General features: G+C 37.5%; 11 protein-coding genes. 6 read left to right on the forward strand and 5 right to left on the reverse strand.

The features are described 5' to 3' along the window. Positions 1-345: 345 nt before the first annotated feature. Complete coding sequence (locus CLIN57ABFB40_RS10780; protein WP_175630049.1) at positions 346-759, forward strand: secondary thiamine-phosphate synthase enzyme YjbQ; 414 nt, start codon at positions 346-348, stop codon at positions 757-759. On the opposite strand, the gene CLIN57ABFB40_RS10785 is transcribed toward CLIN57ABFB40_RS10780, so the two are convergent. Continuing rightward, complete coding sequence (locus CLIN57ABFB40_RS10785) at positions 760-1,572, reverse strand: TrmH family RNA methyltransferase (protein WP_175630050.1); 813 nt, start codon at positions 1,570-1,572, stop codon at positions 760-762. It lies immediately after the preceding gene. A gap of 58 nt (positions 1,573-1,630) precedes the next feature. Beyond that, entirely contained in the window at positions 1,631-2,662 is a 1,032-nt protein-coding gene (locus CLIN57ABFB40_RS10790; RefSeq protein WP_175630051.1) for an alcohol dehydrogenase, read from the reverse strand. Positions 2,663-2,923: 261 nt separating this feature from the next. Between CLIN57ABFB40_RS10790 and CLIN57ABFB40_RS10795 the strand changes: the two genes are divergently transcribed. The 4 genes from CLIN57ABFB40_RS10795 (at position 2,924) to CLIN57ABFB40_RS10810 (ending at position 11,442) form a co-directional block, all read left to right on the forward strand. Further along, the gene (locus tag CLIN57ABFB40_RS10795; RefSeq protein ID WP_175630052.1) at positions 2,924-5,701 is read left to right on the forward strand and encodes an AAA domain-containing protein; all 2,778 of its coding nucleotides are present in this window, start codon (positions 2,924-2,926) and stop codon (positions 5,699-5,701) included. A 176-nt stretch (positions 5,702-5,877) separates the two neighbouring features. Next, the gene (locus CLIN57ABFB40_RS10800) at positions 5,878-8,709 is read left to right on the forward strand and encodes a type I restriction endonuclease subunit R (protein ID WP_175630053.1); all 2,832 of its coding nucleotides are present in this window, start codon (positions 5,878-5,880) and stop codon (positions 8,707-8,709) included. A 15-nt stretch (positions 8,710-8,724) separates the two neighbouring features. Next, positions 8,725-10,266: a type I restriction-modification system subunit M gene (locus CLIN57ABFB40_RS10805; protein ID WP_175630054.1), complete on the forward strand. Its 1,542-nt coding sequence runs from the start codon at positions 8,725-8,727 to the stop codon at positions 10,264-10,266. 51 nt (positions 10,267-10,317) lie between these two features. Continuing rightward, positions 10,318-11,442: a restriction endonuclease subunit S gene (locus tag CLIN57ABFB40_RS10810; RefSeq protein ID WP_175630055.1), complete on the forward strand. Its 1,125-nt coding sequence runs from the start codon at positions 10,318-10,320 to the stop codon at positions 11,440-11,442. Here CLIN57ABFB40_RS10810 and CLIN57ABFB40_RS10815 read toward each other — a convergent pair. Together CLIN57ABFB40_RS10815 and CLIN57ABFB40_RS10820 are read right to left on the reverse strand one after the other, a co-directional pair. Further along, positions 11,435-12,037 (reverse strand): restriction endonuclease subunit S, encoded by a 603-nt coding sequence (locus tag CLIN57ABFB40_RS10815; protein WP_175630056.1) that lies wholly within the window; start codon positions 12,035-12,037, stop codon positions 11,435-11,437. The genes CLIN57ABFB40_RS10810 and CLIN57ABFB40_RS10815 overlap by 8 nt on opposite strands. Before the next feature lie 37 nt (positions 12,038-12,074). Next, complete coding sequence (locus CLIN57ABFB40_RS10820; protein WP_175630057.1) at positions 12,075-13,361, reverse strand: Fic family protein; 1,287 nt, start codon at positions 13,359-13,361, stop codon at positions 12,075-12,077. Between the two features lie 231 nt (positions 13,362-13,592). Between CLIN57ABFB40_RS10820 and CLIN57ABFB40_RS10825 the strand changes: the two genes are divergently transcribed. Further along, positions 13,593-14,114, forward strand: coding sequence for a restriction endonuclease subunit S (locus CLIN57ABFB40_RS10825; RefSeq protein WP_254871740.1), 522 nt, complete (start codon positions 13,593-13,595; stop codon positions 14,112-14,114). On the opposite strand, the gene CLIN57ABFB40_RS10830 is transcribed toward CLIN57ABFB40_RS10825, so the two are convergent. After that, a complete protein-coding gene (locus CLIN57ABFB40_RS10830; protein WP_175630059.1) occupies positions 14,107-15,225 on the reverse strand; it encodes a restriction endonuclease subunit S in 1,119 nt (372 codons plus the stop codon). The two genes, CLIN57ABFB40_RS10825 and CLIN57ABFB40_RS10830, sit on opposite strands and share 8 nt — an antisense overlap. Between the last annotated feature and the right edge of the window lie 18 nt (positions 15,226-15,243).

The raw sequence follows: 15,243 nt of genomic DNA on the forward strand, positions 1-15,243 counted from the left end.
CCGAAAAATCCATGAATCCATCTCTGATTTTGCAACCCGAATCGGCGAAATAATCACCAATATGCCTTATCTTTGCGGAACGGAGGTTGCGGGGCAAAAGAGAGCGATTTTCCCCTGTCTCCTTCTGTTTTGAGACAAGCAACGAAGAAAAGTGTTAAATCTTCGATTTTCGGAGAAAAACAAGTAAATTTTCGAGGCTTCCATCTTTTAAGTCACAAAATATTGATAGTCATTCAGCATAATATGCTGCATCAACAAGTAGAGTTCTGACATCAATCGTACTTTTACTTATCAATATATGACTACAAATACAACTCCTGAAATATAGAATTATAATAAAATAATATGTGGAAACAAGTAGAATTTGAATTACAGTCACGCAGACGTGGCTTTCATCTTATAACCGGAGAGATATTACGTAATCTGCCACCATTACCCAAAGTCGGATTACTGCATTTATTTATCAAACATACTTCTGCCGGATTGAGCATTAATGAAAATGCCGACCCTGATGTTCGCGTCGATATGGAAAGCATTTTCAACCATTTGGTGAAAGAACGTGAACCATATTATCAACATACTCTAGAGGGAGATGACGACATGCCAGCTCATGCAAAAAGTTCAATTATAGGCACATCGATTACAATCCCCATCACAAATGGAAAGCTGAATCTCGGAACTTGGCAAGGCATCTACCTCTGTGAATTCCGGGATCATGGTGGCAATCGACGAGTCGTGGCAACTATCAGCGGAGAATAGCTACTTGATGGATTGTGGAACACGAAGTTGCCAGAAAGCAACAGCCGCCGCTGCAGCCACATTAAGCGAATCAACACCATGTGCCATAGGGATACGGACTACGTAATCAGCCTCAGCAATCGTATCGTGCGAAAGTCCGTCCCCTTCGTTGCCCATTATAATAGCCAATTTTGATTCATCCGCTAAGACAGGATTATCAATGGAAATAGAGTTATCCGTAAGCGCCATAGCAGCCGTGCGAAAGCCCAATTTCCCCAAGTCACTGAGAGAACCGTCCATCCAAGTCCAGGGCAAAAAGAATACCGAGCCCATAGATACCCTGACTGCACGGCGGTTTAACGGGTCACAAGAGGTGTACGTCAGTAATACGGCATCAATGCCAAGAGCGGCTGCCGAACGGAAAATAGCACCGATGTTGGTTGCGTCAACCACATTGTCAATAACCACAATGCGCCGGGCATCCCGGCATACCTCTTCCATATTACGTGGCGCAGGACGACGCATGGCACAGAGAACGCCCCGTGTCAGGACATAGCCGGTCAGTGTAGCAAGCAATTCTCTGCTGCCTGTATAAACAGGTACGTTAGCGCAACGCTCGATGATTTCGGCAGCGTCACCGATAATATGTTTACGCTCACACAAAATAGCCAAAGGTTCATAACCGGAATCCAAAGCTCTTTTAATAACCTTCGGACTTTCCACAATAAAAATACCCTTGTCGGGTTCGGTGCGGTTACGTAGCTGAGTTTCAGTCAGAGTACTGAACACTTCAACTCCGGGATGAGATAAGGATGATATTTCGATAACAGGCATATTATTGCTTATAACTTTCAATTAGACATACAATCGCTTCATTCATCATAACGGTTCATTAGTAAATGGCTACCTTAATGACTCCGTCCAACTTATTTTCAAATATACGGTAGGCTTCCTCAATCTCGTTCAACGGAAATCTATGTGTAATAAGAGAAGTAGTATCTATTCTGCCCTCCTCAATCAGATTAAGAATCTCGGCACAATCACAGCCGTCCACTCCGCCAGTTTTGAAAATCAAGTTCTTACCATACATATCAGGCAAAGGAAGTAGCTGAGGCGCGCCATAGAGAGCTACTATAGTCACAATGGCATTGGGACGGGCACATTCCCACGCCAAGCGGAAAGTATCTTCGCTACCAGCCACCTCTAATACAACATCAGCACCACCATGTTCACTGTTTTGAATCACAAAATCCTTGCAGTTTTCAGGTTCCACGACCAATATATCAGGATAATGTTCACGCACAAACCGGATTCTTTCAGGTGACTTTTCGCAGATTATGATACGCCGCGGTTTCTTCAACATCACACACAATAAAGTACAGATTCCGGTAGGACCGGCGCCAATAATAAGCACAGTATCATCCTTGGCAATCTCCGAGATACGGGTTGCCCAAAAACCTGTCGCAAGCACATCTCCCACAAACAAAGCCTGTTCGTCACTGACTGTATCAGGAATACGGCTCAGTCCCTGGTCAGCATAAGGAACCCTGACATATTCTGCCTGACCACCGTCAATGCGGCATCCCAAAGCCCAACCGCCATTTGGATCGGTACAGTTGTTGACATATCCCCGCTTACAAAAGAAACACTCTCCACAGAAAGTTTCGACATTCACAGTTACCCTATCTCCGGGCTTGACTGAGGTCACATCACCCCCTATCTCTTCTACGACACCCACCATCTCATGCCCGACTGTCGTTCCAGGTACAGCACGCGGCACACTGCCATGTTTGATATGAAGGTCACTAGTACAAATACTGCCAAGAGTCACTCGCACGATTGCATCCCGTGAATCTATTATTCCCGGTTTCGGCTTCTCCTGTAATTCAAATTTCCCGTGTTCAACGTATGTGTATGTAAGCATAATATCTTCTTTATTAATTAACAGTTCTATTCCCTTGCAAAGATAATGATTTCATCAGTAAAACATAGACCTTATATCATGTTCGGCTATATGAAACGAAATCTCACCCTACCCGGCAGCAATAAACAGCCTGATAAAGTAGTTTTGCATTTTTTCCATTTCTATTTTGGGTATTCAAGAAATTACTCTTATTTTTATCTGCGAAATAACCGATAAATAATAAGAACATCAGCACAAGTTAATCCTCCCGTTCATAAGCCTATGATAGACACTTCCGAAAATCTCATTATCATAAAAGGTCAAATCAAGACTGCCGAAATAGAGAGTTGCCAGAATAATAATGGCAATTATAGCATCATATTCCGAAATTCTTCCAGCGTCTATTCATACAAAGAAGAAAATGTTATCTGGTTGACTCATCCTGACAAACCGGATCCTGCCAATTATCAAATAGCCACTCAAAGAAGAATCTTATCAAACATCGAGACACTATCCATTTTTAAGAGCGATTCGGAAAGTTACTGGCATATTCGTTTCCAAAATGGGAAAGAGTATGATTATAAAGGAAAAGATTTACAAATCACAAGATCATGCCTGGCAGAAACTTCTTCGAAAGACATATTCGGATATTTGAAAAAAGTAGCAGAGGTGAATGAACTGAAAGCTGATGACGGAACGAAACTACTGGCCAAACAATATGAAAAGATTAATTTCATAGCGGATAACAGGGCTATTGCCGTATATTTGAATCCTCAAAAGTATAAATTGCAGACTCAAAGCACACCGACTCTGATTTTCCCTTTCGGTTGTAATGCCAGCCAACAAAAGGCAGTCCAGACAGCTTTTGAGAACCAAATAAGCGTTGTACAAGGTCCGCCGGGAACTGGAAAGACACAAACTATCCTGAATATTATCGCCAATATTCTGGTGCGTGGCAAAACAGTTCAGGTTGTATCTAATAATAACTCCGCCATTGTAAATGTGCTTGAGAAGTTATCCAAATACGATATGGGATTTATCGTTGCATTGCTCGGCAGCACAGCCAACAAAGAGAAATTCATAGAGACTCAGGAAGAAGAGAAACAATATCCGGAGAATTTCGAATCGTGGCATGATGCAGAAACCGAACAGCCCCTATTTCTCGATAAGATACATCATCAAACGGAAGAACTCAAAAGCATATTTTCCAAACAGGAACGCCTTGCCATGGCAAGACAGGAAATACAAGCCCTGAAAATAGAATGGCAGCATTATCTACAAGAATTCGGCACTAAGGAATCTACAACAAAACTACGTAGAAACTCCAATTCTGCCGCTCTTCTGAACTTATGGAACGAATGTCAGCAATTTGCGGAAAAAGAGCAGACATCAAATCTCCGGGGAATAACAGCTTTTATACAACGGTTGAAATGGCTGTTCTTCAGATTCAAGAGCAAAACGATTTGCAAAATCCCCGACAAGAATTTCTATAAGCGGGAGATGAGCTCGATTATCGCTGACTTCCAAATCTTATTCTACCAGACAAAACACTCAGAACTGGAAGTTGAGATAGATACATTAGAAAAGGAACTAGCCAACAAAGATGCATCGGAAATGGCTAAGCAAATGGCTGATGCATCGATGAAGTATCTAAAAAACAAGTTATTCCGTACTTATGGCAATAATCATGACAAACCGGTCTTTACTTTAGAAGACCTGAAAGATAATTGGCGGGAAGTACAGAAAGAGTATCCGATTATACTAAGCACTACATTTTCATCAGTAAGTAGCCTGCATCGGGATACCGTATATGATTATCTGATTATGGATGAAGCTTCACAGGTTTCGGTAGAAACAGGAGCTTTGGCATTGTCATGCGCTAAAAACGCAATCATTGTCGGCGACACCATGCAGCTCCCCAATGTAGTCACGGAAGAAGATAAGGAAAAGTTGGACTTTATCGCTAACGCATGTCTGATTAAGGCTGAATATGATTGTGCCCGTATGAGTTTCCTGCAATCTGTCTGCAAAGTGATTCCGAATGTACCGCAGACTTTATTACGGGAGCATTATCGGTGCCACCCTAAAATCATCAACTTCTGCAATCAGAAATTTTATGGCGGAAACCTTGTTATCATGACATGTGATAAAGGAGAAAAGGACGTAATCCGTGCCATAAGAACCGCCAAAGGCAACCATTCCCGCAGCCATCTGAATCAACGGGAAATAGATGTTATCAAAGAAGAAGTGTTACCTGCCCTATCCTATGATACGGATGAGATAGGTGTCATTGCCCCATATAACAAGCAAGTAAATGCCGTTAAATCCGTACTTGAAGAAAGTATTGATGTAGCAACAGTCCATAAGTTTCAGGGAAGGGAGAAGGATGCTATCATTATGACTACAGTCGATGACACCATCACCGCCTTTTCCGATGATCCGAATCTGCTGAATGTCGCTGTTTCCCGAGCCAAACAGCAGTTCTATCTGGTCGTATCAGGAAACGAACAGCCCAAAGATTGTAATATCAGCGACCTGATTGCCTACATCGAATACAATAACGGTACAGTCATCGCCAGTAAGATTCATTCCATATTCGATTATCTATACGAACAATATACGGATGCCCGAATCGCCTATTTAAAGAAACATAAGAAAATATCCGAATATGATTCCGAGAATCTTACCTTTGCCTTGATAGAAGACATTCTACAAGAGAACATCCATATGTGCCATTTGAATATCATTTGCCATTTACCTCTTTATATGTTGATTCAAGACTATTCTCTGCTAAATGCTGAAGAGAGCAAATATGCTGCAAATATTAATACCCATATCGACTTCCTGATTTATAATCGTGTGAGCAAACAACCGATATTGGCTATTGAGACGGATGGTTATATGTATCATAAATCTGGGACAAGGCAGGCGGAACGTGATGTTAAGAAGGATCATATATTGGAGTTGTATGGTATTCCGTTGGTGAGATTGTCTACTATTGGTAGTAACGAGAAGAAAGTTGTTGTAGATAAGTTAAGTGAAGTATTACATTTACAATAATGAATCATTAAAATATTGAATTAGCAATTCAATATTACAAATAAATGTTTTACGACACAAATTAGTAGAAAAGCAAGATATTAAAACCTTTTTTCTTTTTCTGTACTAAAAAAATTGTAACTTTGAACCCTTTTATCCTTAATCTATTAGATTATGGACTAAAAATGCGACAATATATGGTTACTCAAAGTGAACAAGTATTAGAAAACGGATTAATAAAAACCTTACAGGAAATGAATTATGAATACATTTCTATTAAGGAAGAAGAAAATCTGTATGCTAATTTTAAAAAGCAACTTGAAAAGCACAATAAAAAAGAACTCGCCCTACATAAAAGAGAACATTTTACAGATAAAGAGTTTGATAAGATTTGTATTTATCTAGAAGGCGGAACACGCTTTGAGAAAGCCAAAAAACTCCGTGACCTATATCCTCTCGAGACAGAAGACGGGGAACGTATTTGGGTCGAATTCTTAAATAAGAGCAAGTGGTGTCAAAATGAATTCCAAGTATCCAATCAAATAACGATAGAAGGGAGAAAAAAATGTCGTTATGATGTAACTATCTTAATTAATGGATTACCACTAGTACAGATAGAACTAAAGAAACGAGGAGTTGAATTAAAAGAAGCATATAACCAAATTCAACGTTATCATAAAACTTCATTTCATGGACTATTTGATTATGTACAATTATTTATCATTTCCAATGGCGTAAACACACGTTATTTTGCCAATAATCCTAATGGTGGTTATAAGTTTACTTTCAATTGGACAGATGCCGAAAATATACCGTTCAATGATTTAAGTAAATTTGCTTATTTCTTTTTCGATCAATGCAATCTAGGGAAAATGATAAGCAAATACATTGTATTACATGAGGGCGACAAATGCCTGATGGTACTTCGTCCTTATCAATTTTATGCAGTAGAGCGTATATTAGAACGAGTACAAAATTCTAATAAAAATGGCTACATATGGCATACTACAGGTGCAGGGAAAACATTAACATCATTCAAGGCTGCCCAATTAGTTTCAGAACTTGATGGCATTGATAAAGTCATGTTTGTTGTCGATCGACATGACTTGGACACACAGACCCAATCAGAATACGAAGCATTTGAACCGGGTGCTGTTGATGGAACAGACAACACCTATGAACTTATCAAACGGTTAAGTGGAAATTCTAAAATAATAATTACTACTATTCAGAAATTAAATTGTGCCATTACAAAAGACTATTATAACAAACATCTTCAAGAAGTACGCCACCAAAAAGTAGTGATGATTTTCGACGAATGTCATCGTAGCCATTTTGGTGACTGCCATAAAAATATTGTTAAGTTTTTCAGTAATCTTCAAATTTTCGGATTCACAGGTACTCCTATATTTGTAGAAAACGCCAAACAAGATCATACTACAAAAGAAATATTTAGTGACTGCCTTCATCGCTATCTCATCAAAGATGCTATTGCTGATGAAAACGTACTCGGGTTTCTAGTTGAATACTATAAAGGAAAGGATGAAACTGGCATCGATTATATGAATGAAGCCCGCATGAAAGAAATTGCTAAATTCATTCTTACGAATTTCAATAAATCAACAGTAAATGGAGAATTCAACGCACTGTTCGCAATCCAGTCTGTTCCTATGCTATTGCAATATTACAAAATATTCAAAGAACTCAATCCTAAAATAAAGATTGGAGCAGTGTTTACTTACGCCGCTAACAGTAGTCAAGATGACGGACAAACAGGAATGAACCAAGGTTATGCCAACGAAAAAGTCACAGCAGATGAACTACAAGCTATTATGAATGACTACAACAATACGTTCGGTACATCTTTTACAACTGATAATTTTAGCGCCTATTATGATGATATAAACCTACGCATGAAGAAAAAAAAGAAAGATATGGAACCTTTGGATTTACTTCTTGTCGTGGGCATGTTTCTCACTGGTTTTGATGCTAAAAAATTGAACACCCTATACGTTGACAAAAACCTGGAATATCATGGATTACTACAAGCCTTTAGCCGGACTAACCGCATATTGAATGAAAAGAAACGTTTCGGGAAAATCGTATGCTTCCGTGATTTAAAAAGTAACGTAGACGCTGCAATAAGATTATTTAGCAATAATAATCCAGCAGATACTATTCTACGTGAACCTTTTCCTGTAGTAAAAGAAAAGTTCAATGAGCTATCTTTGAAGTTTAAAGAAAAATATCCAGATGTACAAAGTATCGACAGGTTACAAAGCGAATATGAAAAAAGAGATTTTGTATTAGCTTTCCGTGAAATTATAAAAAAACGAGCAGAGATGCAAATCTATGAAGATTTTGAGCCTGATGATAAAGAACTCATTCTATCAGAACAAGAATTCATGGATTTTCGAAGCAAATATTTGGATATTACCACTGGTGTAATCAATCCCAATCCCGATGATAAGAAAAATACAGGAGACACAGATGTGCCTCCCTATGGAGAAGATAAAAGAACTCTAGACGATATTGACTTCTGCTTAGAGCTGCTTCACAGCGATGTAATAAATGTAGCTTATATTCTAACGCTTATCAATGACTTGGATCCTTCAAGTAATGATTATCAAGAAAGACGCCAGCAGATATTAGATACTATGATAAAAGATGCTGTCATGCGTAATAAAGCAAAACTTATAGATGGATTTATCCGTCAGAATATAGATAATGATAAAGATGGATTTAGCAAATCCAAAGCAGATGGTTCAATTGATCTGGAAAGCAGACTTGCGAACTATGTCAGCCAACAACGCAATAATGCTATTCAAGACTTGGCGGCGGAAGAAGATATTGACAAAGAAGCTCTCATCAAATTTTTGAATGAATACGATTTCTTACAAAAAGAAAAAACTGAAATACTTCAGGAAGCCGTCAAAAAGAAAAAAATAGGATTAAAAGAGCGTCGAACACTCCTAAAAAGGGTAATGGGCAAACTACATTCAATAATAGAATTGTTTAACTGGGAATAAAATTATATTAAACATATGAGCGAAGAACTACAACAAAAATTGCGCAGTCAATTATGGACTGTAGCCAATACATTAAGAGGAAACATGTCTGCCAGTGATTTTATGTATTTCACATTAGGCTTTATTTTCTACAAATATCTATCCGAAAAAATAGAACTTTACGCCAATGAAATATTGGAAGAAGATCATATAACTTTCAAAGAAGTATGGAATGGCAAAGACGAAGAATTAAAACAGGATGTAAAAGAAGAATGTATTCAGAATCTTGGTTATTTTATAGAACCAGAGTATCTTTACTCCACCATTATAGAGTTAATCAGTAAGAAAGAGAATATCTTACCGTCCTTAGAACGTTCCCTCAAGAAAATAGAAGATTCTACTATTGGACAAGATAGTGAAGATGATTTTGGCGGTTTATTTTCTGATCTAGATTTAGCTTCACCTAAATTAGGCAAAACTGCTGACGACAAGAACAAGTTAATTAGCGATGTATTGATCGCCTTAAATGGTATTGACTTTGGATTGCAAGAAGCCGGAGATATAGATATTTTAGGAGATGCTTATGAATACATGATAAGTCAATTCGCTGCCGGAGCAGGAAAGAAAGCAGGAGAGTTCTATACCCCGCAAGAGGTCAGTCAAATCTTAGCTGAGATTGTAATAACTGGTAAAGTGCGATTAAAAGATGTATTCGATCCGACCTGTGGTAGTGGTTCTCTACTTCTTCGTACCGCTAAAAGTGGTAAAGCCGATTCTATCTTCGGACAAGAAAAGAATCCTACAACATTCAATCTATGCAGAATGAACATGCTTCTCCATGGTGTTAAATATAATGACTTTGACATCCAAAATGGGGACACATTAGAAGCAGATGCTTTTGGAGACAGACAATTTGATGCTGTAGTTGCCAATCCACCTTTTTCCGCAGATTGGACCGCGGCAGATAAATTTAACAACGACGACCGTTTTAGTAAAGCCGGAGTACTAGCTCCAAAATCTAAAGCAGATTACGCCTTTATCCTCCACATGATTTATCACCTTAATGATGGTGGAACAATGGCTTGCGTAGCACCGCATGGAGTATTATTCCGTGGAGCTTCCGAAGGAAAAATCCGTCAATTTCTAATTGAAAAGAAAAACTATATTGATGCTATTATTGGATTACCTGCTAATATTTTCTATGGTACTAGTATTCCTACTTGTATCCTAGTAATAAAAAAATGTCGAAAAGAAGATGATAACATCCTTTTTATAGATGCCAGTAAAGAGTTTGAAAAAGTAAAAACACAGAATAAATTACGCCCTGACCATATCAAAAAAATAATCGATACATATCGCGAAAGAAAAGAGATAGAGAAATATAGTCATTGTGCAACTTTACAGGAAATAAAAGAGAATGATTATAATTTAAATATTCCCCGTTATGTAGATACTTTTGAAGAGGAAGAAGAAATAGATATTCATGCTGTTATGACAGAAATTAAAGAGTTAGAAGCCAAACGAGCAGAATTAGATAAACAAATTGATGTTTATTTAAAAGAGCTCGGTTTGATTTAATTTTGACACTCACAAATCCTTAATGTTATTTTCTACAAAAAAGAAATGATTATGGCAAATAATAGCAATAAAAATAAATGTAATGTTCCAAATTTGAGATTTCCGGAGTTTTGTGGGGAGTGGGAGACAAAATCAATAAACGATTTAGCAGATGTTATAGGCGGTGGTACACCCGACACAACAGTAAAATCATATTGGGATGGAGAAATACAATGGTTTACGCCTTCTGAAATAGGTAAAAATAAATTCGTTGATGCAAGTTTGCGTACCATAACAGAAGACGGACTAAACAATTCCAGTGCAAAGCTTTTGCCTCCCAATACGATACTTTTAAGTTCTCGTGCCACAATTGGAGAATGTTCATTATCTCTCAGAGAATGTGCTACAAACCAAGGTTTTCAATCTCTTGTATCTAAAAAATGCAATATAGATTTTCTCTACTATCTAATACAAACAAAAAAGAAAGATTTAATAAGGAAGTCTTGCGGCTCAACCTTTTTAGAGATTTCTGCAAATGAAGTTCGTAAAATTCAAGTATCTGTTCCATCTGATGTTGAGCAACAAAAGATTGCTGAGTTATTATCGTTGATAGATAAACGCATCGCCACCCAAAACAAAATTATTGACAAGTTGCAGTCCCTAATCACGGGAATTGCACAGAAGATAGTTCGCAGCAACAAGCCCAATGTTCACTTATCAGAATGCTTGGAATGTAAATCTTCAACCCTGCAAGAAAGTGATGTTTGTGAGCAAAGTACATATCCTGTGTATGGTGCAAATGGCATCGTTGGTTACCTCGATAATTATAATACAGAGGGTGAAGCCGTTTATATTATCAAAGATGGTTCTGGTGTAGGAACAGTTTCTTATGTTACAGGCAAATGCTCTGCAACAGGGACTTTAAATACTTTACAAGCAAAAGAAGGCTATTCACTCCAATACCTTTACTATCTGCTAAAAGTGTTTAATTTTGAGCCTTATAAGACTGGTATGGCTATACCTCACATCTACTTCAAGGACTATGGTAAAGCCAAGGTATTTTGCCCATCATATACAGAACAACTCCAATATGCTCGGTTATTGTCTGCAATAGAAAGCAAACTATCAATAGAAAAGAACATTCTAACAAGCCTAAGTTTGCAGAAGCAATATTTGCTTCGCCAGATGTTTATATGAACATTTGGCGAAGCAGATACTTCTTCTGTTTCTGATATTTTTGTAATATGTCTTGCTGGTATTTCAACTTGTCGTTCAAAGAACGTAACATCTTTGAAATCAGCAGTGACTCATTTGTATTTATAGGCAAAAGGACACTATTTTCTAAGAACCGTTGATTTGTAATGTTGATTGTGTTCTTTGCTCCTTTCTGAATCAGCGGATGCAAATAGTTATGTGTATTTATTTCACTCATAAAATATTCATGAAGATATACTCCAACAGCAAGACTTTTGGGTTTATAAACACCGTACAATGGTGAAACAGCAACATTCTCAAGATTAAGACTTTGCTTTACTATGCCATAAGGGAATGAGCCTGTGGGACTTTTGGTGTAAACCAAATCACCATAATGCACCACATTATATTTTGATGTGTCTTTAGCAGCAAATGAACGCCCAAGGTAATCAAGTTGATTTACAATACCTTGACTAACAGAAACAGAAAAAACTTGATATAAGTTAGTGTTGCGCTCATTCCTTTCAGAAAGAACATCACCAAGAGTCATTTTCTTCCAAGCACCTCTGTCTACTCCTTGTTTTTGCAGTTCAACCATAATTCCCGTGATTAAGGACTATTAATATGCAATTTTTTTAGCTTATCCTCAGATATGAGCAATACTTGACAAGCAGGTTCTCTAATGGAAGGTCGCCTTTTTCAAATCGCTCTGCATCAAGTGGCAAAATTCTTTCGCACACTTGTAACTTGCCTTTATAGAGGGCTTTGATGTATTGATTTCCATTTTGTTGCTCAATGCTGATTTCAGAAAAAAAGACAGTGATGTTTTCTGGGTCATATATAATGGAATAGCTCGGTCGTTTGGCTCCGGGAATATCTTCTCGAAGAATCTCTTTATCTACAAGATCTTGAATATCCCGTATGGCTGTGTCTTTGGAACATTTAGCCAATGATGCCCAAGTTTTGGAAGTTATCTTTGCTTCATAGCCATCAAGGAACAGGTTCAACATATCGGTCTGTCTTTGGCTAAGCGGTACAGAAGAAGCCTTTTGCCAAAAGAAACTTTTGTTCAAGATGGTACTGACGATATTTTCCGCTTCGTCAAGTGCAACCGACAACGTACTGGCATACCAGCATATCCATTCTGTAATGTCACCATCGCTGTGTTGAGCCTTTTCTAAAATATCGTAATAGTGGTTTTTATCTTTATTTATTTGCGAGGAGATATTGTAAAATCTGAACTCACTCTTATCAGCACGAGCCAACAACATATCAGAAAGTATGCGTGCTAAGCGTCCGTTACCATCTTCAAATGGATGAATACTGACAAACCAGAAATGTGCAATGGCTGACCGTATAACTGAATTTATATTTTCCTGACTGTTGAACCAATCAAGAAAATGTGCCATTTCTTCGTCCACGCGTTCCGGTGAGGGAGCAATATAATGTATTTTCTCACGACCGAACATCCCGGAAACTATATGTTCCTCGTTTGTACGATATTGTCCAACTTCAATTTGCGAACCCTCGCTGAAACCTGTCGGGAAGAATGCTGTTTGCCATGCACAAATTTTCTCTTTCGTCAATAACTGATCATAATGATTTACTGCATCAAGCATGACTGCCACAACAGAATCTATGTAGTGCGATGGTGCTGTCTGTTTGACATTTTCTATACCCAATTTTCGAGCAATGGATGAACGTACTTCATCTACATTCAATCGTATTCCTTCTATTTCTGACGAATAAACTACATCATATGTCAGATTCTCCGCCATCGCTTTCAATTTGCTATCAAAGCCAAGCGAAGCAAGCCTGCCATACAACAAACCCTGTTTACGGTTCACTTCTTCAAGAAGTGCCGTTAGTTCAGTCGCATTCCAACGGAATGTAGTCCAATTGTCTCTTTCGTGTATATACATATCTAGAACATATCTGATGCGTCATTAAGCAATAAACAACGTCGCAATATTTGCGACAAATATACTCGATTATTGTCGTATCACCAAGAGAAGCTATATAATGTTGCAAAAAATGCGATGATTTTTCCAGAAAAAACGTCTGATTAGCTTGACTTTTATCTGTATTTTCCAAATCAAATTAGGGATTGCGCATCTACAATGTCTGCGATTAGAAAAAGGGTATTCACTTCATTGAAAAATGAACATACGGAAAGTTGCGAGATTAATCAACTGTTAGCTTATGAACAGCCTACTGCATATATCGTTGCCAATAATGAATACTCTGCAGATACGACTTTAACTCCAGTTTTAACTGCTAATAAAGGCTTTGTTTTGGGATATACGGACGAGGACTCTGGTATATATCAAAAGGGTGAGTGTATAATCTTTGATGATTTTACAATGGATGCAAAGTATGTGTCATTCCCTTTCAAGGTAAAATCTTCAGCAATAAAGATACTTACAGCAAAACAGAATGTAAATCTTCGGTTTATGTTTGAATATCTATCGCATTTAGGACTTAAATCCGAAGAACACAAAAGACATTATATTTCAGAAATAGTATCACTTGTTATTGAACTACCCTCAAAAGAAAAGCAAAACAGAATTGCCAATCTAATGACTTCATTGGATAATAAATTGGCTCTTGAAGAAAAAGCAAAGGCAAGATATGAGGATAAAAAACGATACTTGCTCTCGCAAATGTTTATATAAACATCTGTGAGAGCAAATACTGCTTCTGTTTTGAATACTCTGTGAGTAAACTATTATGTGTAGCTAATAGTTCATGTAATCTTCTGAAAACAATGGATATTCTTTTTTGTTCTTCTAACTTAGGCAAACGGATTTGGATATTTCCCATTGTATTATTCATTAGTTTGGGATTAGCTAAGCTTACCGAAACATATTTCTTTGTTGCTTCAGCTAAAACCAAAGAAACAAAATGAGTATCAAAGCCTTTTTTAAGTTTTAATAAGCCACAAACATTTGTGCAATTAAATTTTCCATTACGATAAAATACTGTTCCTGCATTTGCACCATCAGTTGTCCAACTGATGTATTCACCCTCAAACATATAATCATCAAGATAGCCCATAATACCCTCGTTTGATGTTTGAGAAGAATATACAGGATATGTAGGATTCTTTTGTTGACTAATTTCAACAGAGCTAATAACCCTACCACGTCCTATTATGGCTATATCTTTAATCCTAAATTGTTCCCAAGAATCAGAGTGGAGCATTTTTAAACTAATCGCAGACTTTGACTTCTTCAAATCCTCAATAATTTTGTTTTGGGTGGCGATGCGCTCATCTATCAAAGATAATAATGTCGCTATTTTTTCTTGTTCATTCTGTGTTGGTGTATAAATTGGCATATCAAAGAAAACATCATCTTTGATACTTACACGGTCATATCTTACTCCTGTGTCACCATGGGAGTAAACATAAGGATGCCATACAGAACTTTTGAATCGGTAGAACAAAAAACTTGGTGAAATGTTGAAAACAGAGAAACAAAGATACAATGGGGAAATAATGCCAGGTTTCTCTCCATTGTAAATATTGACCGGTCCATAAGGTGCAGCCGTTGACTTTCTCGGATTATAGACAAAATCACCCTGCTCGATAATATAATAGCTATCTGTATTATCAGCATTTGCAATATCTCTATCAAAATAATCATTTTGAGGGATAATTCCTAAGTTTGCAGAATTACATAATACATTTTTGATAAAATTACCTTTATTCTTCTTCGTAATTTTAGAAGAGAACTTTGATAAATTGTTTTTCTCCCACTCCCCGCTAAACTCCGGAAATCTCAAATTTGGAACATTATAATA

This window comes from Bacteroides acidifaciens, assembly GCF_903181435.1.
GTDB lineage: Bacteria > Bacteroidota > Bacteroidia > Bacteroidales > Bacteroidaceae > Bacteroides.